The sequence below is a fragment of the Sinorhizobium sp. BJ1 genome (assembly GCF_002531555.1).
Lineage (GTDB): Bacteria > Pseudomonadota > Alphaproteobacteria > Rhizobiales > Rhizobiaceae > Sinorhizobium > Sinorhizobium fredii_B.
Genome location: NZ_NWTH01000017.1, coordinates 90265 through 109521, shown reverse-complemented (window position 1 = coordinate 109521; position 19257 = coordinate 90265). Strand labels below are relative to the sequence as shown.

Here is a 19257-nt window from a genome sequence, read left to right as displayed (position 1 = left end):
CTAAATTTAGCGCGTACGGGAGCAAAGGCCGGTCAGCGGCTTGGTTCGATACCCTTCGGATACAATAACAGTGCTTCCTTCAAAGCGAGGACGGGCAAATCAGGCCTCGTAGCAGTGCACGCGCTGCGACCGGATTTGCGGATCTTGCGAATGACATCTGAAGATAGACGCGCGCGCCCTTCGCACGCACATCGATCAGGAAGCGCCGACCACCGTCACGTGGCCGCAAGCGTGCCCCGTCCAGGAACCGCAAAAGTCCCCATGGTCCGGGCGTGCTCTTCTTCTCTACAACAGCGCCACCACCGAAGGATATTTCAAAACCGCGCGCCGGTGACGGTCCTGGCCAGTTCAAGGTGACAGTTTCTCCGGACGTGACGACCGGGACATGAGCACCGCCGACCGAGATCGTTGCTGCTCCTCTTTGAGCGAGCGCCTCAAGCGCGATCGGAACGTCGGGCGACGCTCCCTGTTGAAAGAAGGCGTCGCCCACGGCAAGGGCCTTTTGGAAAAAGGCTGCGCTTTCGGGTTTGTAGCCAGAAAGTCGCGCTTCCGGCTTCCAGCGCCACGGCGTTGTCGACGTGTCCATCAATTGCGCCAGCTGCGCACGAAAATAGCTCCCGACTGTGCCGTCAGGGGCGAAGATTCGAGCCACTTCGGCGATATCAGCATCAGGCCCATCAAAGAAGGGGTAACGACCGCTCACGGCGGCTTGACAGGCGGTCGCGATCTTAGAACCCCATGGTGTCTGAGGTCTCGCTGGTGCGACAGGATCCGCAGGAGCTTCAGGTGGGACAGGATCCGCAGCAGCTTCGGACACTTTCGGTACAGCCGTCTGTGCAATCACGTCCTCGACGATCTGCACGACAAGAAGGGGGGCTTGCTGCAATGCTACAATTGAGTTGGCGCGCTCCCGAGCGTCCATGAGGGATTTCTTTCCGAGCTCCGCATCTGCATCGAGAACGGAGAGGGCTACGTTCAACGACACAAAGAGATGGGAGATGTCCGACATCCGCCCTTGCTCCACGAACTGTATAGCCGGACCCAACGCCGCTGCGACGCGAAGCTGGTTGGCATGGCTTCGGTTGCGATCGGTGCCGCCGGACTGGCGCCAGGCCTCTCGAATTAGCGCCGAAAGCGGCGAGTTGCTCGCGCTCAGCGCACCGCTGATTACTACGGCGGTAGGTTGATCGGGAAACGGCCGGACGCGAAGATCACCGAGGTATTGCGACCATGCCTCGAGTGTGCGCTTTTGAAGAAGATCCAATACCGCGTCGGTGGTTGCCGTGCCGTCAGCTGCCAGGAGTGTAGCGGCCTCCGAGCTTGCCCGCCGGATCGCCTGCTCCACGCCGCCAGACCGAGCATGGTTCCATCCAGCCTCCGTAAATAAGCCCGGTACGCCACGTTCGATCGGCAAACCCGACCTGTTGATCAAAATCGCGTCGAGGCCAGGGACCGCCTTGCCAAGAGACCACGAAGGGAGTGCTGACGTTTCCTCAGCCCGGGTCAATTCGAGCAAGGCGCGCTCACTCGCCAATCCCTCAGAAGCGAACTGCCGTGCTTGGGAAATCGTTTCGGGATCCGGAGATGGAATGCCCACCGGGGCCTTGGACATAGCGGCAACATGCTGGGCAAGATGCGCCAGGTCGGGAAAGGTACCAGCCCGGTCGGCGACCCAGCCCGCCAGAAAATGGGGCTGCCAGCCAGATGTGCCCTTCAGTATCGACCAGGCACGCAGTGAATCGTAGAGCGCGCTCGGCTCCCCCTCCGTTGCGAGGGCAACACCAAGGGCCTCGGCGAGAGGCTCTGCAATAAGCGCATCCGCCACGTCGCTATAGCGGCGACGCGCAGCCGCACCCGGGTCGACGCTCTCAACATAATGAATGAGGCCGAGCGGCGAGCGAGCAGCATCCTGCTCTACGAGGCGCACTGCGGCGGCGAAGGAATCGAGCTGAGCCGCGCGCGCGGCCGGAGTTTGAGTGTTGCCAGCTTCGATAACTCGTCTCACTTCGGGCAATTGCGCCAGAAGCTGCTCGCGAAAACGCCATTCGGCCCACGCTACCCAGGCCACAAGGACCGCGAAGAAGAATGCGACCGCGACGAAAACCAGGCCGCGATCTGCTCGGGTTTTATGCTTCTCACCGACCGAATGGGCAGCTTGAACTGCCTCGTTGCAGTGCCCAAGAAAACGGGCAAGATCACGCCGCGCCGGCCCGCTTCTGGCTGCCTCGGCCGCCCGGTCGGCGAGGCGTTTCGGATCAATGCTCAAGCTAATTGGCAGCGCGGCCGCCAGCGCCCGCTCCCATCGCCGTGTTGGCAGCGCCGGGTTATTGTGCGCACGCGCATCGAGCAATGCGATAAGCGCATTGCGTGCATCGAGGAGCCAGTCCGACGGAATGTTCATGCGGCGCGCTTCGGTCTCGAATGCAGCCACGAGCGTGCGGGCAGTCGCAGCCAACTCATTTGGATCCGGTCTATTCTCACTTTCGGCCCGCTTTGCCAGGGCAAGCAGTGGCTGCGCCAGTGCAGGAAGAACGTCTGCTCGCATTCCATCGTGACCCGGAAGTCGAGCATGGTCTTTCACAGCTTGCCCTCTGCGGCCCATTTTCGAAGCAGCGCCTCGCCGACCTCGAAGTGCATGGAATCTTCGCGACCATAGCCCGCACCCCAGTACCAGCCGGCATCGTTGAAAAATTCCGCGAGCACCACGAGTCCGAACTGCGTGCTGCCATCCCCCATCCTGTCGAGGTCCCTCTTGAGCGTCAGGTCGACGGCTGCCCCCCATGCGTGGGACGATACGGACTTGGCAGAACCGCGGACATAACGCGCGCAAAGCGCACCAGCCGTCCCGATCGCGGCAAAGATGTCCGGCTCCTCTTTTTTCAGGCGCTCCAATATCTGGCCCAGGGAATCGAGCGCAGGCCTGATCATCGTCAGGCGGAAGTTTCCGAAATTGCGGGTCTCAAGAGTTCTCACCAATCTCGCATTGGTGACCGGCTGGCAGTTTGTGGAATATGCACTTCGCGGCTCGCCGAGGATTTCGCGGAGCACCCCCGGTCTGGGACGGATGACGCCGTCGTTGAAGCGCTTCTTTGCCAATTGCATTGGCTCCGTCAGGTTTTCGGTCTCCTGTGGCGGCGCCATACCGCCGAATTGATCGATGGCGAATGCGGGCTCGCTGGGAGGTTTGTCGAGTGGCGGCACGACCTGGCTCGGCGAAACAGGTTCTGGGCGAGGCGCTTCCGCCAATTCTGTAAGTTTTCTCTTGAGTGCGTTGAGTTCAGCGCGCAGGGCCTGAATCTCATCGTCCTGTTGAGCAAGCTGTAGAGCAAGGCGGTCGATCTTTGCCGCATTCGGATCCTGCTCCGTGTTTCGAAGCAGGTCTGCAACGAACGCGAAGGTCGCCGCCGCAAGAATGATGCTCATGCCAATGACGACAGCTGCAATCGGGTTGAGTGGCCTCAAGGCGTTGCAGCTCCGTCAATCCGAATTACAACCACAGAGACGTTATCCGGCGCGCCGTGATCGAGAGCGGCTGTAACCAGTCGACGACAGGCAGCGTCAGGGGCCGATTCCGCATTCATGCATGAGATGATCTCGGCCTCTGAAACGCAGTCGGTCAAACCGTCGGAACAAAGGATCAAGATATCCCCGGGCTCCAACGCGACCTCGGTCGTTCCGACATCCAGCCGATCGGCTGCTCCGATTGCCCGCGTGACAACGTGGGCTTGCGGGTGCTGCCACACTGCGCCCGGCGTCAGGTCGCCATTATCGAGAAGTTCCTGCACGACCGAATGATCGTGTGTAAGCTGCGACAGCTCCCCTCCTCGCAGGCAATAAGCCCGGCTGTCTCCCACCCATGCGATTGTCGCTGCGCGACCATCAACGAGCGCGGCCACTGCTGTTGCGCCCATCTGCTCTATATTTGCCGAGGCCGCCCATCGACGTATGGCGGAATTGGCCGCCTGGAGCGCTCCAACGAGATGAGCGCACGAAATCGGAGCGTGCGGTAGAAGAGCAAGCTGCTCGATAACCATGTCAGCAGCGACGTCGCCATGGCCGTAGCCGCCCATTCCGTCGGCGACAGCCCAAAGTGCGCCTGAGGGATCAGTGAGAATCGCGTCCTCATTGCTTTTGCGCACATGACCGGTGTGGCTCAGCCCCGCCCCCTCCGGCCTGCCCAGCCGGTTAGGAACGCGCGTCGATGAACTGTCCCGCGAATCCTGGCTCATGAACGGATGAACCCTCTAATTCGCTCCATCGCGAAGCCGCTACCTGAAAGGTTGCCCCTCAAGTTATCCTATAGTAATTTCACAGGAGGCGAAACCTCTTCGCCAATGGGAGCCCAAGATGATGCGCCTGCCGGCTGCGATTCTAACGGTGTTTCTTGCTCTATTCTTCGTCCCCCAAAGTGACTTGAAGGCACAGGAACTAACCGATTCTACGCTCAAAGAGCGCTTTCAGCGACAAATAGAGTTGTTCAAGGCTGCAGGGGATTCGAAGCTCGGAGCCACGCGCGGTCTGGTCCTTACCAATCCCGGGTCAACGGTAGAAGCCACGCCGTTGGCAATTGACGCGCCTGGCGAAGCGAAAATCGCTCCGGCTTCCCCTCCTGCTCCTGCGACCCAAGGCATCCAATCCGCTCCAGATAGCAGCGATGTGGCTCAGCCCTCGACACCCGCGCCTACGGGGGCGTCGCCGACCACAGGCGTTTCCGCTGCAACGACCGCCGATCCGCAGACATATTGGAAGCTGCCGCCTACTGATCAGATTAATGTGCGCGTCAATTTTGCCTTTGACTCCGCTGCCATCGCCCCGGACCAAAAAGCAACGTTGCGTCAGCTTTGCAGAGTCATGAAGGAGATGGACATCAAACTCGTCCGGGTCATAGGGCACACCGATGGTGTCGGAGGTGCGGCCTACAATCACAAGCTGTCGACGCTGCGAGCGAAGGAAGTAACGCGGTTCTTCGCGGACGAGTGCGAGATCGCTCTCGAACGTCTCGAGGCGGTTGGTGTAGGCGAGCAGTTTCTTCTCAACCCGCAAGACCCGAAGGCTGACGAGAACAGGCGCGTGGAGTTTCAGGCCGTAAGTTGAGAAGGCGGCCGCATCGTCAGCAAGGCTGACGGTCATTCGAACGAGTAGGTGAAGCCTTCCTCAGATGCGCCGACCGTGACCTTGGTCAGGCGTTTGCCTTCGAGCGACCAATTCAGAACGCCTTTGCTCAACGCCGGTAGAAGCGTGTTGGTCAGGATCGCGTCGATCATGCGACCTCCCGATTCGACCTCGGTACAACGCGCCTTGACCAATTCCCGAACTCCGTCCTCGATGACCAGCTCAGCATCATGGCTGGCGCGTAACCGGCGCGCGATTTTCCCGAAGTGATGTCGTGTTATTGCCTCGATCATCGCATCGGAGAGCGGATAATAGGGGATGACAATAACCCGTCCGAGAAATGCCGGCGGAAATACCTTCAGCAATTGCGGCCGCAGTACGGCTTCCAACTCCTCAGGTGGGGGCCGCATCCGGCCTCCATCGGTAAGCTTCATGATGGCGTCTGAACCAACGTTCGAGGTCAGCAGTATGAGAGTGTTGCGGAAGTCGATCCGTCGACCCTCGCTGTCGTCCATCATCCCTTTGTCAAATACCTGGAAAAAGATCTCGTGCACATCCGGATGTGCCTTCTCGACTTCATCGAGCAAAATGACACAATAGGGTCGTCGTCTGACGGCTTCGGTCAGGACGCCCCCCTTGCCATAGCCAACATAGCCCGGAGGCGCACCCTTGAGAGTGGAGACTGTATGGGCCTCCTGAAACTCGGACATGTTGATGCTGATCAGATTCTGTTCGCCGCCATAGAGCGCCTCGGCGAGAGCCAGTGCAGTTTCCGTCTTACCGACCCCGGACGGGCCGCACAGCAGAAAGACACCGACGGGCTTTTCGGGAGAGCCTAATCCGGCTCGGCTGGTCTGTACGCGCCGAGCGATCGACTCCATCGCGATGTCCTGACCGACGACACGCTCTGACAGAACGTTTGCCAGCTGCAACGCCTTTTCGGTCTGGCTGGTCAGCATCCTGCCAACCGGTATACCTGTCCAATCCTGTACCACCGAGGCCACGGCATTCCTGTCCACGGAAAGCAGTATGAGCGGGGTTTCACCCTGTGCATCGGCAAGTTCCGCCATCAGCGTCTTGAGCCGCACAAGGTCCGAATTCTGGTCGGCGATCGCTCCTTCGCTGGCTCCCGACGCGGGCTCATCCACAATTGGGGTTGCTGCCGCTTGATCGCCTGCCGCCCCGTCGGCCAACGCATGGTCGAGTTCGACTCCCTTTCCGCGCAGCCTCGCTCGCAGATCGAGAATTTCAGAGACCATGGCCTGCTCCTTTTCCCAGCGAGCCTTTGCGGCTAGCAAAGCGGATTCGGTTTCGGCAAGAGCGGCTGCAACCTTGGCCTGGCGGTCCTCAATTTCGATGCCGATCGCGCCTTCGCGCCCGATGATCGCCTCTTCGATCTCAAGAGACTGCTTGCGTCGCAGAAGGTCTTCGACTTCCGCCGGCGTGGCGTGCTGCGATACAGCCACGCGCGCGCATGCGGTATCGAGGAGGCTGACCGCCTTGTCGGGCAGTTGGCGCGCCGGGATATAGCGATGCGAAAGGCTGACGGCCGTCTCGATCGCCTCGTCGAGAATCTGCACCTGATGGTGCTTCTCCAACACGCTTGCCACACCGCGCAACATCAAGACGGCGCCCTCTTCATCGGGCTCTTCGACCTTGACCACCTGGAAACGTCGCGTCAAAGCGGGGTCTTTCTCAATGTACTGCTTGTATTCGGCCCAGGTCGTTGCAGCGACCGTGCGAAGCTCGCCGCGCGCCAATACGGGTTTAAGAAGATTTGCGGCGTCTCCTGTTCCCGCTGCACCGCCTGCCCCGATCAGAGTGTGAGCTTCGTCGATGAAAAGAATAATGGGTGTTTCCGATGCCTGAACTTCATCGATAATTGTCTTCAGCCGCCTTTCGAACTCACCTTTGACGCTCGCCCCCGCCTGCATCAAGCCGATGTCGAGCATGTGAAGCGACACCTCTTTGAGCGGCGGCGGCACATCGTCTGCAGCAAGGCGCAGAGCAAAGCCTTCGACGACCGCGGTTTTACCCACACCGGCTTCGCCCGTCAGGATCGGGTTGTTCTGTCTGCGACGCATGAGGATGTCGATGATCTGCCGTATCTCTGGGTCGCGGCCCAGAACCGGGTCAATTTTTCCGTCGCGTGCACGTCGAGTGAGGTCCACGGCATATTTCGCCAATGCGGACTCAGCCCCTGAGGGGCGTCTTTTCCGGGATGGTTCGGGAGTCTCTTCCCTGCGGGTACTTTCAAGTGATCCAGCAAGGACGTCGTCAAACCGGGCGATGACGGAGTCTGCATCGATCCGATCGAATTCAACGCTGATCTTCGATAAAAGCCCGTCCAGCACGGGCAACTTCCTTGAGGCTATGAGGACAAAGGCTCCACGCACCTCTTCGGATCCGAACTGCAGGCTGGCGAGGCTCCACGCCTCCTGGATGGCGTGAAAGATGTGGTCGGAAAACTCCTCGATCGAGGTCGCGCCATAGGGTAGTTTGTCTATCGCCCTTGCCATGTCGGCGGCGAGGCGGCCGAGATCCACGCCGGCATCTCTCAGGATCAACTGAAAATCGGCACGGTCGACAAGTGCCAGTTGTTCGATCCAGTGAACGAGTTCAACATAGGGATTGCCGCGAAGCTTGGCCGCGTCCGCCGCCGCCTTGAACGCACGCAGGCAAACGGGGTTGAGCTTGCCGACCAGTTCCTTGCGCTTGAAGCTTGGAGAAGACATGTTCGGCTGCATGTCGGTCGGGCTCCTGCCAGTGCTTTTGAAGGGGCGCAGCTAGTCTTGGATCACTAGTCACAGCGTGCCACATTATAGTATTCTTGACAAATAATCAGCCAGCACGTTCTTAATGAATATTGTGGTAGCGTGGTTTCCATAGGGTGCGTTTGGAGACTCCATATGCTCGATCCACTGCCCGGGGACATCTTTCGCAAGGGCCAGGTGCTCAACAACACCTACGAGATAGAGGGCCTCCTTGGCCGCGGCGGAACGGGCGAGGTCTACAGAGCAAGCAACCGCATCACCGGCCGTGTGGTGGCGATCAAGGCACTGAACCAAGAGTTGTCGGCAAATGCCAGTTACCTCGAGCTCATGAAGCGAGAGGAAGAGGTTCGCAGCATCTCGCATGACGCTGTCGTTCGCTACACCGACTGCAGTCAGACGGGCGACGGGCACGTATACCTGGTGATGGATTACGTCGCAGGCACCCCGCTCAGCGACTGGCTCGAGCGCAGCGCGGCTTCCCCGCGAGATCTGCTGGTGGTGGCACACAGAGTGGCCGAAGGCCTTGTCGCTACGCACGAGCGAAAGATCGTCCATCGCGACCTTTCCCCGGACAATATCATCCTGCGTGACGGCAGACCGGAGGAAGCCGTCATTATCGACTTTGGCATCGCGAAGGACAGCACCCCAGGGGCACGCACCATCGTCGGCAACGAGTTTGCGGGCAAGTACGAATATGCCGCGCCGGAGCAGATGCATGGGCAAGCCGAACCGCGCTCTGATCTTTATGCCCTGGGAGCATCGCTACTCGCAACGTTTCGCGGGAGGGTTCCAGACGTCGGAAGGAGCCCGGGCGAGATTGTGCGTCATAAGGAACGCCGGCTTGACACGTCTGGCGTTCCGGAACCGCTGAAGACCTTGATTGACGATCTCACCCAGCCCGATCCTGCCCATCGGCCGCCAAGCGCCGCCGCCGTCGTCAAGGAAATTACGCGATTGCTGCAGCCCGGTCTCGGCGGTGCGCAGCAGAGCGGGCGCTTCGAGAAGGCCAATTGGCGACCATGGCTTGCCATCCTGCCCATCGCAACGCTGGCAGCAATCGCAGGGCTTTGGCTTTTCGGGGCGTTTGAGGACTTGTCGACGACAACGGTGCCGATCGCTACCCCTTACAAGCTTGTTGCCGGGGTGGACGGACACGGACGAGCCACGCTTACCGGTTTTGCTCCCAATGCCGGCCAGCAAGAGGCAATCGTCACGAACTTTGCCCAAGCGGTCGGGGTACCTTCCCCCGGGGGCACCCTCACTCTTGCTGACGGCGCACCGTCCGAACGCTGGGCTGAGGACATGGCCGCCTTTTTTGCGCTCGCCGCCCCGTTAGAGGAGTGGAAGCTGGAAGTTGCCGATCGGACGGTTCGCCTTACCGGACTTGCGGCCGATAACAAGGGGCGCGAAGCCGCCGTGAGCCGATTTGCTGCGGCGGCCAAAGAGGCCGGCTATGAACCTGTCGTACGTGTGGCCGCCGGCCCGCGGGATCTGTCGCCGGATCACCTGAAGTCCCTCCTGGTCCCGTTGGAGACCTGCGGGCCGCTTCTCATTCCACCGCCGCAGGCGGGTACCTATCCCCTTGGAGCGGTAGTCTCGATCCGAGGAAACGTCGCCTCCAGCAAGGACATCCAGGCCGTTCAGCAGGCGCTTGCGCCGCATCTCGGGGATCGCGAACTGCGCGTCGACACCACAGTGCTCAACAGCCAGCTGTGCGTTGTTCAGGAGTTGCTGCCGGATGCAAGGCAGGGTCCGATGACAATCGTTCTCGGATACGGCGACAAGTCCGAACCGAACATGTCCGGCATCTATTCCGTAGGCGACAACCCGGTTATCGACGTGCTGGCGCCGGCCACACTTGACGAGGGATACCTGTGGGTCGCAATCGCCGACGTCACCGGTAATCTCTTCAACGTTCTTCCGAACATCAAAAGACCGGATCATGCGCTTTCCGACCTCGGGACCGTGTCTGAGGGAATGCGAACCATCCGGGTTGCCTATCCGACGGCAGAGGGTGCAGTCGATCCGGCGAAGCTCTCCTTCGCCGTTGACAGCACATTCGGCAGAAGTCTGATCATCGTCATGCAGACCAACCAACCACTTTTTCCAGAGCTTCGCCCCACAACCGAGTCCACCAAGTCTTTTGCCGAAGATTTGCGTGCGGTGATAGCCGCGGGAAATGTCTCGGTCCTCTCTATGACCACCCGACTAATCGATACCCGGAACTAAAAATTGAATCGCGAACGGCGTGACGTGGAAATAGAACAGCTTGAAAAACTGTGGTAAAACTACATTGAGAGGGCAACATTAGTTGGGAAATGGGGGGATCTGTTGTTCGACTCCGCTCTCTGGCTAAGTCCACTGAATGGCAATAACCCCTCTGGCGAAAGCTTGCGGAATGATGGGCGATTCCACGAACTGGAACGCCTTATGCAACCTCAAATCGAGATCAGCCGAGACGAACGCAACAATCCCGTAGAAAGGGCCGAAGTACCTGTCGACTGGACAAACGTTCTTCATAAATCTGAGGAGTTGCGTCAGCACGGGCGGGATTTGCGGCTCCTGGTGATCGTTACTCGAGCCCTTGCAAATGAACAGGGTTTTGCCGGATTGGCCTCGGGACTTAACCTGATCGCTCGGACTTTCGACCTGCATTGGGAGACGATGCATCCAGAACTTCGGCGGGATTCCCCGCCTCGGGATGCGGCCCTGCGCCGGACCAACGCACTTCTCCAGCTGCAAAACGACAAGGATGGGTTATTGGGCGACCTTCGGAGGATGACCTTTTTTGCGCCCCATGGTGTTGGCCCCTTCACCGGCCGGGATTTGGAGCGCGGATCGATCGACACCCGAACCGCTCTTAGCGAGGCTGCACCTGGGCTGAGCCAGGCCGAGAAGTCGTCACTCGTAAGCGAGCATGACCGCTTATTGGATCGCATGAGAATAGGCTGCGCGGCATTTGCGGAACAATCCTCGAGCGAAGCGGCCGAGCTTGTCGCCCATGCTCGTAGTGCGGCCACTGCACTGGCGGAGCTCGAAGCATCGCTCAACCGGCAGATGGGCGGTGATGTGCGCTTCACACTGTCGGATTTGGGACGGTTCCTTCAGCGCGTGATTTCGACGCTCGAGCGAGCGCAACCCGGCTCCCGGCCGGAGATCGCAAGCGAGGAAGGCGTCGTTCGCGAGAAGGTAACTCCACAAGCGATCTCCGGCGCGGATTCGAGCCAAATCGCAACTGCGGCAGTCTTTCCGTCGCGGCTTGCCTCGCGCGAGGATGTCACAAGGTGCATCGACCTCGTCATTGATTTCTACGACCGCACGGAGCCGTCAAGCCCTATCCCTCATCTGGCGCGCAGAATCAAACGCATGGTGCCGATGAATTTTCTGGAACTCATGGAGGATCTGGCGCCCTCCGGTCTAAAGGAATTCCGGCTTTTGGCCGGCATGCCAGAAAACAAGAAATCTCGGGACGAAAGGTGACCTATGAGCGAAACTAAGGCGAAGGTAATTGAACGAAACCGGGCGCCTCGCGTCCAGATCGCCTATGAAGTGGAAACATACGGCAGCCCGACGACGATCGAATTGCCGTTTGTGATGGGCGTGATGGCTGATCTGGCCGGCGCCTCCGAGACACCAGAGGCGCGCAAGTCCGTACGGGACCGCACGTTTGTCGAGACCGACGCAAACAGGTTCGGCCGTTTCATGGAAGCGCTCAGCCCCCGCGTCAAAGCTCGGGTGAAGAACACTCTGCCCCAGCCTCCGGGCGAAGAACGCGATGAAGAGCTTGCGGTAGACCTTACCTTTACGAGCATCGCCGACTTCACGCCGGATCGTGTTGCCGAACAAGTCCCGCAGCTTGCCGAGCTTTTGAGGATGCGCCGCCAGCTTGAGGAACTGCTAGGTTTCATGGATGGTCGCATCGACGCCGAAAAACGCATCGCGCAGCTTTTGAACAATGAGCCCCTCATTGCAAAGATCGCAGACCAGGCGATCGACGATAGCAGCAAATCGGAGGTCTGAGCCATGGCCGAACAGGAAAAAGCCACCGCTGCTGGTGTCGCGCAAGCGGAGGGAGTCGATCTGGGGGAATTCAGCGAGCTTCTGGAAAAGGACTTCAAGGTCAAGAAGGATGATAGCGAGAAGCTTCAAGTCCTGGTGCAAAATCTGGCGCTTGCCGCGCGATCACGCTCGGAATCCACTGTCATCTCATCGAACGCGATCAAGTCGATCAAATCCTTGATCTCCGGCATCGACAAGCTTCTGACCGAGCAGGTCAACCATATCCTTCATGCGCCGGAAGTGCTCCAGATGGAAGGAACGTGGCGCGGGCTGTGGTACCTCGTCAACAATACCGAGACGGATCAAAAGCTGAAGATCCGCGTCATGAATATTTCGAAGGAGGACCTGGCCGATACCCTCGAGGATTACGAAGGCCAGATGTGGGATCAGAGTCCCATCTTCAAGAAAGTCTATACCGACGAATACTCGATGCTCGGTGGAAACCCGTATGGTTGCCTGATAGGCGCCTACGAGTTCTCAAATCACCCGAAGGATGTTGCCCTGCTTCGCAACATGTCCGGCATCTGCGCGTCGGCACATACTCCCTTCATTGCAGCCGCTTCCCCACGTCTGTTTCGCATGGAGAGCTGGCAGGAACTGCCGAACCCGCAAGACCTGCAACAGATCGTGTCGTCAACAGCCTATGCGTCATGGCAGTCACTGCGTGAGAGTGAGGACTCGCGGTATATTGGGCTAACCATGCCCCGAGTGCTGGCGAGACTGCCCTATGGCGCAGAAACGGTCCCTGTGAAGGGTTTTGCCTTCGAGGAAGAAGTCCAGGGCGACCATCACCGATATGTCTGGATGAATGCGGCCTTCCCGATGGGAGTGAACATAAACCGCAGTCATAAGCTCTTCGGCTGGGGCACCCAAATTCGAGGTGTCGAGAACGGCGGCGCAGTCATCAATCTCCCGGTCCACACCTTTCCGACCGATGACGGCACGGTAGCGATGAAGTGCCCGACCGAGGTCGCAATCGATGACCGGCGCGAGGCCGAGCTCGCCAAGCTCGGGCTGATGCCGATCCTTCATCGCAAGAACACCGATATTGCTGCCTTCATCGGTGCCCATTCGCTGCAGGACGATGAGACGCGAGCGGGCCGGCTGGTCGATCCGGACGCTCAGGCCAATGAGAGGTTGAGCGCGAACCTGCCCTATCTATTCCCGGTTTCCCGTTTCGCCCACTATTTGAAGGCGATCGCCAGGGACAAGATCGGCTCATTCAAGGAACGCGCAGACATGCAGACCTGGCTGACGGAGTGGATCAATCGCTACGTTCTGGCCAATCCTGCCTTCGCCGATGAAAAGGCCCGCGCAAAGCGGCCTCTGGCGGCCGCCGAAGTTCAGGTTGACAGCGTGGAGGGCCGGCCGGGCTGGTACAATGCCCGGTTCTACCTGCGACCACATTACCAGTTGGAAGGCATCAATGCTTCGCTCCGGCTCGTTTCGGAGCTGCCGTCTATGAAGTCGTGAAAAAACCAGAGAGCCGATGGAGGTTATTCATGAAAATTGATGGATTTCTAAAGGTCCCCGACATTCCGGGGCCAAGCATCCGCGATGGCCACGAAGAAGAGATCGAAGTGCACGGAGTAGAGTTTGAAATGCAAGCTCCCTTCGATCCCAATTCATTATCGAGGAGGGGCCGCGTCAGCTTGGGCATGGTCAATTTCATTAAAAACTACGACAAGTCTTCGCCCTACCTGAAAAAGGCTCTCTTCGACAACACGCTCCTGGACGAAGTCACGTTTTCGGCACGAAGAACGATCGAAGGCGAGACAAGCGATTATCTGGTCGTAACCTTAAAGGATGCATCGGTAACCAGCTACGTAATGAAGCCAAGTGAGGACGAGCCAGACCTCATCGAAGAGCGCGTCGGATTCGCTTACAAGAACATCAATTTCAAGTACGACGATAAGGACGAGGTCGAGATGGATGTCTATGTCGGCAAGTGAAACCTGGCAAAAACGGTTGGGAAGGGAAGCGAGACCGCCCGGGGGGCACCTGCGGGCGACTCGCGAAGCGATCCAGCCATCCTTGTGGGATCGCCTGGTCAATGACCTGCCGGGGCTAAGCTCGGAAATCAAGCAACTTCGGCAGGCTTTACAGAACGATATAGACGGCGAACGTCTCGATGCGCTGGTTGCCGGTGGCATTCGCCAAATCGACGCCGCTACAGATACCAGCGCCGAGCAAAAGAAGAGTTTGCACCGTCTGGTCTCGTTGGAGCGGCGTCGGGCAGAACTGGAAAGCCGCGGCGTCGTCGTCTCGACCGATGTGTTGCGTGAAGCAGTTCGGCGAGACATCGAGGCGCTGTTTAATGCGCAACGCTTCGAATCCTCGCCACTCTTGACGGACTTCGAGGCGGATCAGATTCGCGACAACCCTCCCTCGCTTGAGGATTTTCCGGAGGTTCGTCGCAGCGTGGTCAATTACGGCGTGCCGCCCTTCTCCGGCCGATCATCTCGCGATTTCGACCGTGATGAACTGGCGAAGGAAATCAGAAGCGTGCTCGCGGCATTTGAACCTCGGCTAAAGGAAAGCGCGACGAAAGTGACCGTCAGTCTCGGCGACAGAGCCACTGGTCTGAGGATCGACATCGACGCCCTGCTGCTCACCTCGCCGGCACCCGAGCGGCTACGGCTTCGAACTTTTCTCGATCTCGAGAACGGTTCGGCACGCACCGAGCTCAAGGACACCTGACATGGACCGAGTCTTCCTGGAATATTACGAGGAAGAACTCACACATATCCGCGCTCTCGCCGCCGAGTTTGCGGACATGCATCCTTCGATCGCCCGCAACCTTTCCCTGGACACGGTCCCCTGTCCCGATCCTTATGTCGAACGCCTGCTCGACGGCGTCGCCTATCTCGCCGCGCGCACCCGCCAAAAAGTGGATGCGGAGAGCGCGCGTTTTGCCCGAAGCGTGCTCGAGAATTTCTATCCCGATCTTGTTTGCCCGGCGCCGGCAACCGGCATGGCATTGCTGAAGCCCGGCCAGCAGGTTCAAACAATGGCTGCGGGGCACCTCGTTAGGCGGGGGACGCGGCTCGTTTCGAGCGCCCGCCCTGGAATTTCGACGCGATGCATCTATACCACGGCACAGGATGTGATGCTCTGGCCGCTTGCGATCGCCTCGGTCACCTACATCCAGGATCGAAGCGCACTTGCAGCAGCGGGAATAGCTCCGATCGGCGGACAATCCGGCGCCGCTGCATTGAGCATCGTCTTCGGTCGAACCGGCAAAGGCAGGCTCAGCGATTTGTCGCTCGATCGCCTTGATCTTTATTTCGCTGAAAAAAGCAAGGCGCCCTTGCTCTTCGATACGCTTTTTGGCGTCTGTTCCGCCACCGGCGCTCGCCCGGAAGGCCGCGATAATCCGCTGAGCGCACTGGCCGAGCCGGAGATGGTCGGAATCTCGGATGACGAGGCGCTGCTACCGCGCACGCGCGAAACTTTTGAAGGCTATAGGCTTTTGCGCGAATACTTTGTCGCGCCAGAGAGATTCCACTACGTACGTATCAAAGGACTGCAGGCAGTGGTTCGTCGCTGTGGGGCTGGGCTCGAACTGGTGTTTCTCTTGCGACGTCCCGTCCCCGAGCTCGCCAATATCGCAGCAACTGATTTCGAACTTTTCGCAACGCCGATCATCAATTTGTTCGAACGCAGCTGCAATGTCATCGAACTCGACCAGAGGCGCACACGGCAGGTGCTCCATGCCGACCGGACCCGCCCAGGCGATTTCGAAATCCATCGCGCAATCCGTGTCGAAGACGCTGACGCCGGGGGCCCGGACGCCGAGATACCGGCGCTCTTCAGCTTGGGCCAAAATCGTGGAAATGGCTGGGTATATTTTACCGAACGCCGCCCGCGGCGACCGAACGAGGACGAGCTGCGCCAGGGACAAACGCGAACGTCCTACGTTGGTGACGATGTCTTCGTCACGCTTTCGCGTCCAGCCCACTCGAAGGCGGCACGGCCCCTGAAACGGATCGAGGTGACGGCGCTTTGCACCAATCGTGACCTGCCGATCTTGGACGACACACCGTCGCTCTCCCTCGAGAGCGGCGATCCGGTCGAGACTATTCGGCTTCTCGGAGCGGTGCGGCCGCCGGTGCCCTCAATTCCGGCCACGCTCCCGGCTGGCGCTGTGGATGCCACGCGAGCCGATGAACTTGCCTGGCGGTTTGTGGCGCAGCTCTCGCTCAATTTTCTCAGCCTGGCAGAAGAAGGCCGCGGGGTGGACCCGCTTCACGCCCTGCTTGATCTTTACGCCCAACGCGGCGATCCAAGCCTCAGCCGGCACTTACGCGCGATTGCCAGAATTGAGTCTCGGTCTGTGATCGAGCGCCTCCCCATTCCTGGGCCGATGTGCTTTGCGCGTGGCACCGAGGTTACGCTTCATATCGACCAGTCAGTGCTTGCCGGGCATAGCGCATTGCTACTCTCCGGCCTGCTTTCGAAGCTTTTTGCCCGCTATGCGTCAATCAATGCGTTCGTGCGAACGCGCGCGCGTGTGATACAGAAGCAGGAGGATGTGCCATGGCCAATGACGCCGGGCAATCGCAGCCTGATCTGAGTAAGGACGCCAGGCCACTCCCGACTGAGTTCGACTTCTTTGAGCTCCTGCGGCGCCTGGAAGAAGACGGGAAGCTTTTTGGCCAGTCGGGCCGACCAGATCGGGAGCCGGCAAGGCTTGGACAACATGTGCGGCTCGGTTTTGCAGTGCAGGACATCACCGAAGTTGAGATGGCAACCGACAAGGCGGCAGCCCGGGTTACGGTGACAAATATCGGATTGCTCGGGCCGGAAGGTCCGATGCCCCTCTATCTGACACGTTGGGTACTGGATCGCCTTTCGCAGCGCTGGTTCGCCACGGCCGACATGCGGGAGATCAGCGATACGACATTCGTCGACTTCGTGAATGTTCTTCAGCATCGAATGATTGCACTCTTTTATCGGGCATGGGCGGACGCTCATCCATCAGTGCAGGTCGGGCGTCCGGGCGGCGGGCGCATTCGCGCGTTATCGGCGGCACTGGCCGGGCTCGGCCTCAGTGGACCAGAACGCCATGAGCCCTCAGCGATCGATACCGCCAAGCTATGTCACGCGCCTGCGCTTGCTAATCAAGTAGAAGGGCCCGAAAGGCTCACTCGATTTCTTGCCGACCTCATAAAGGTCCCGGTTCGGCTTAGGGAGTTTGTCGGCACCTGGATCGCGATACCAACAGGGCTCCAATCCCGCCTTGGGAACGCCCATGTTCGACTTGCCCAAAGCGCCACAATCGGGCCTCGCTCATTCCAGCGGCAGCAAAGAATCGAGCTCACCTTGGGGCCCTTGACGCTTCAAGACTACCTGGCTTTCCTCCCCGGCAGCGAACGGCGCGAAACCTTGAAAAGGGCGATCGCCGACTTGGTTGGATTCGGACTCGACGTCGATGTCAGGCTCGTGCTCAAGCGAGACGAAATTCCTCCGGCACGACTGGGGGAAGCGAGGATTGGACACACGGCGTGGGTCGCTCCACCCAAAGATCGAGGTGACGCAGAAGACCTGTGCATGCGCACGGTCAATGGCTGGCGGCCCGAAATGCTGGAGGCTGCGACATGCTGACCCTTACTCTCGAGCAGTCACCCCGGGTGCAAGCTGTTCGCCAGATGCGACTGGTCGAGGGCGAACTTGTCATCGGTCGCAGCGCTGAGGCCGATTGGCGTATCGACGATCCCGACATGTATGTCTCGCGGGCTCATTGCACGATCGCGTGCGTTCGCGGTCAATATCTCGTGACGGACACCTCAAGCGGCGGCCTTTTCATAGACGGGTCGCGAACACCGCTCGGGCCCGGGAATTCCGCCCCGCTGCATGATGGCTCACGCCTGCAACTCGGCGGTTATGTCATCCGCGTCGACTTCCAAGCCACCCCCAGCGAGCGGCTTTCAGAACAGACGGCTTCTCCGCCCATCGGTTTCGAGCAGGACAAGTTCTTCTCTGAGCGCAGCGAGCCGCCGCCGGCTCCCCAGCGACCGGCCGGACTACCGAACCCGTTCGAACAACCGGCTGAAACCCCTGACGAAGGTGAGGCGGCAAGACAACCACCGATGTTTGACGATCCGTTCAGTCTTGATCCTCTACCGGAATCGAGCCAGCATAAGCAGTCCTTTGATTTTTCGTGGCCGAGTGCACCATCGCAGTCTCCCGCCTTTGAAACACAGGCGGCGCCACCCCGCGCCCCGGAGCAGCATGCGAAACCGGCGCCGACGATAGCGGCTCCCTCTGAAACGGAGCTTCGTGAAGCCTTCCTTCGCGGATTGGGGCTGAGCGCCGGCGAGTTTCCGACATCCGACCCGGTCGCACAGATGGAGAATTTCGGCCGGGAATACCGGATGATGCTTGAAGGAATGATGCATCTCCTGCGCAAGCGTGCCGAAGAAAAGGGCGAGGCCAGGATCGTTCAGACGGTGGTTGGAGCGTCCGATGTTAACCCCCTCAAATTCCTGCCTACAGCGGACGATGTAATTGCGACGTTCCTGGCTCAACGCAGCGTCGGCTTTCTTCCTCCGCAGGCAGCGATCAGCAGCTCCATCCGCGATCTCGCCCACCACCATGTAAGAACGTGGCGCGGCGTGCAGGCGGCGCTTGCGAGAATGATCGAGCGCTTCGACCCAGCGGCTCTGGAAGGCGAACTGAAATCCCTTTCAGCGTGGGACGCCCTGCTGGCCGGTGGCCGGCGGGCGAAACTCTGGGAGCTATATGAGAACCGCTATCGCGAAATTGCCAAGAGTGCGACGACGCGCTTCCTGGGTGAGATCGGGAGCGACTTTCGGGACGGTTATGAAGAGAGGGAGAACGACTGATGCTGCATCGACGCGACTTTCTCATGGTGATCGGCGCCACAGGCCTGATATCGGGCTGCATGAGTGGTCCGCCCAAATCCTCAACCGTGACCGTCGCGGCGGTGGGGCAAGCGGGGATGAACCTGGCTGCTGACGGCGGGGAGCGTCCGGTGACCCTGCTCATCCTCAGGCTCAAGGATGTCGGAAAGTTCAACGCTGCGGACAGTTTCGCACTTCAAGATCCTGCCGCCACACTCGGCGCGGACCTCGTGGGGTCTGATCAAATCACCATCGCTCCAGGCAAGAGCGCCTCAAAGACAGTCGCGTTTCCACCCGAAGCCACTTTCCTCGGTGTCGTCGCTCTGTTCCGGGAACCTGGCGGTCGCACCTGGCGAAGAACCGCCCAGATCAGACCGGAATCGACGGTGACGGCGAACGTGACACTAAACCGCGGCGGTATGGCGCTCGCGCTCGCCTGAATGGAG

The 19257-nt window shown here is 59.7% G+C and carries 15 protein-coding genes; 11 read left to right on the top strand and 4 right to left on the bottom strand.

The features are described from left to right. Positions 1-79: 79 nt before the first annotated feature. The 3 genes from CO676_RS20850 to CO676_RS20840 are packed head-to-tail and all read right to left on the bottom strand — an operon-like array spanning position 80 to position 4229. Positions 80-2545 (bottom strand): ImcF-related family protein, encoded by a 2466-nt coding sequence (locus CO676_RS20850; RefSeq protein ID WP_097522461.1) that lies wholly within the window; start codon positions 2543-2545, stop codon positions 80-82. Positions 2546-2577: 32 nt separating this feature from the next. Beyond that, positions 2578-3462, bottom strand: coding sequence for a M15 family metallopeptidase (locus CO676_RS20845; RefSeq protein WP_245424378.1), 885 nt, complete (start codon positions 3460-3462; stop codon positions 2578-2580). Further along, complete coding sequence (locus tag CO676_RS20840; RefSeq protein ID WP_014763600.1) at positions 3459-4229, bottom strand: protein phosphatase 2C domain-containing protein; 771 nt, start codon at positions 4227-4229, stop codon at positions 3459-3461. Before CO676_RS20840 ends, CO676_RS20845 begins: the two co-directional genes overlap by 4 nt. 118 nt (positions 4230-4347) lie before the next feature. Between CO676_RS20840 and CO676_RS20835 the strand changes: the two genes are divergently transcribed. Then, entirely contained in the window at positions 4348-5094 is a 747-nt protein-coding gene (locus CO676_RS20835) for an OmpA family protein (protein ID WP_014763599.1), read from the top strand. A 32-nt stretch (positions 5095-5126) separates the two neighbouring features. On the opposite strand, the gene tssH is transcribed toward CO676_RS20835, so the two are convergent. Further along, positions 5127-7859, bottom strand: coding sequence for a type VI secretion system ATPase TssH (tssH, locus tag CO676_RS20830; RefSeq protein ID WP_097522459.1), 2733 nt, complete (start codon positions 7857-7859; stop codon positions 5127-5129). Between the two features lie 162 nt (positions 7860-8021). Here tssH and CO676_RS20825 point away from each other — a divergent pair, with 162 nt between their 5' ends. The 10 genes from CO676_RS20825 (at position 8022) to tssJ (ending at position 19251) form a co-directional block, all read left to right on the top strand. Further along, positions 8022-10115, top strand: coding sequence for a serine/threonine-protein kinase (locus CO676_RS20825; protein ID WP_097522458.1), 2094 nt, complete (start codon positions 8022-8024; stop codon positions 10113-10115). Positions 10116-10217: 102 nt separating this feature from the next. Beyond that, the gene (locus CO676_RS20820; protein WP_097522457.1) at positions 10218-11366 is read left to right on the top strand and encodes a type VI secretion system ImpA family N-terminal domain-containing protein; all 1149 of its coding nucleotides are present in this window, start codon (positions 10218-10220) and stop codon (positions 11364-11366) included. Positions 11367-11369: 3 nt separating this feature from the next. Beyond that, positions 11370-11906 (top strand): type VI secretion system contractile sheath small subunit, encoded by a 537-nt coding sequence (gene tssB, locus CO676_RS20815; protein WP_014763595.1) that lies wholly within the window; start codon positions 11370-11372, stop codon positions 11904-11906. 3 nt (positions 11907-11909) lie between these two features. Continuing rightward, on the top strand, positions 11910-13418 hold the full coding sequence (tssC, locus tag CO676_RS20810) for a type VI secretion system contractile sheath large subunit (RefSeq protein WP_097522456.1): 1509 nt from the start codon (positions 11910-11912) through the stop codon (positions 13416-13418). 29 nt (positions 13419-13447) lie between these two features. Continuing rightward, positions 13448-13897 (top strand): type VI secretion system tube protein TssD, encoded by a 450-nt coding sequence (gene tssD / locus CO676_RS20805; RefSeq protein WP_014763593.1) that lies wholly within the window; start codon positions 13448-13450, stop codon positions 13895-13897. Further along, entirely contained in the window at positions 13884-14645 is a 762-nt protein-coding gene (gene tssE / locus CO676_RS20800; protein ID WP_041414209.1) for a type VI secretion system baseplate subunit TssE, read from the top strand. The genes tssD and tssE overlap by 14 nt, the downstream gene beginning before the upstream one ends. Before the next feature lies 1 nt (position 14646). After that, positions 14647-16521, top strand: a complete 1875-nt coding sequence (tssF, locus tag CO676_RS20795) for a type VI secretion system baseplate subunit TssF (protein ID WP_097522455.1) — start codon at positions 14647-14649, stop codon at positions 16519-16521. Beyond that, entirely contained in the window at positions 16485-17552 is a 1068-nt protein-coding gene (tssG, locus tag CO676_RS20790) for a type VI secretion system baseplate subunit TssG (RefSeq protein WP_014763590.1), read from the top strand. The genes tssF and tssG overlap by 37 nt, the downstream gene beginning before the upstream one ends. Then, a complete protein-coding gene (tagH, locus tag CO676_RS20785; protein ID WP_014763589.1) occupies positions 17546-18793 on the top strand; it encodes a type VI secretion system-associated FHA domain protein TagH in 1248 nt (415 codons plus the stop codon). Before tssG ends, tagH begins: the two co-directional genes overlap by 7 nt. Next, positions 18793-19251, top strand: coding sequence for a type VI secretion system lipoprotein TssJ (tssJ, locus tag CO676_RS20780; protein ID WP_097522454.1), 459 nt, complete (start codon positions 18793-18795; stop codon positions 19249-19251). Before tagH ends, tssJ begins: the two co-directional genes overlap by 1 nt. Positions 19252-19257: the final 6 nt, after the last annotated feature.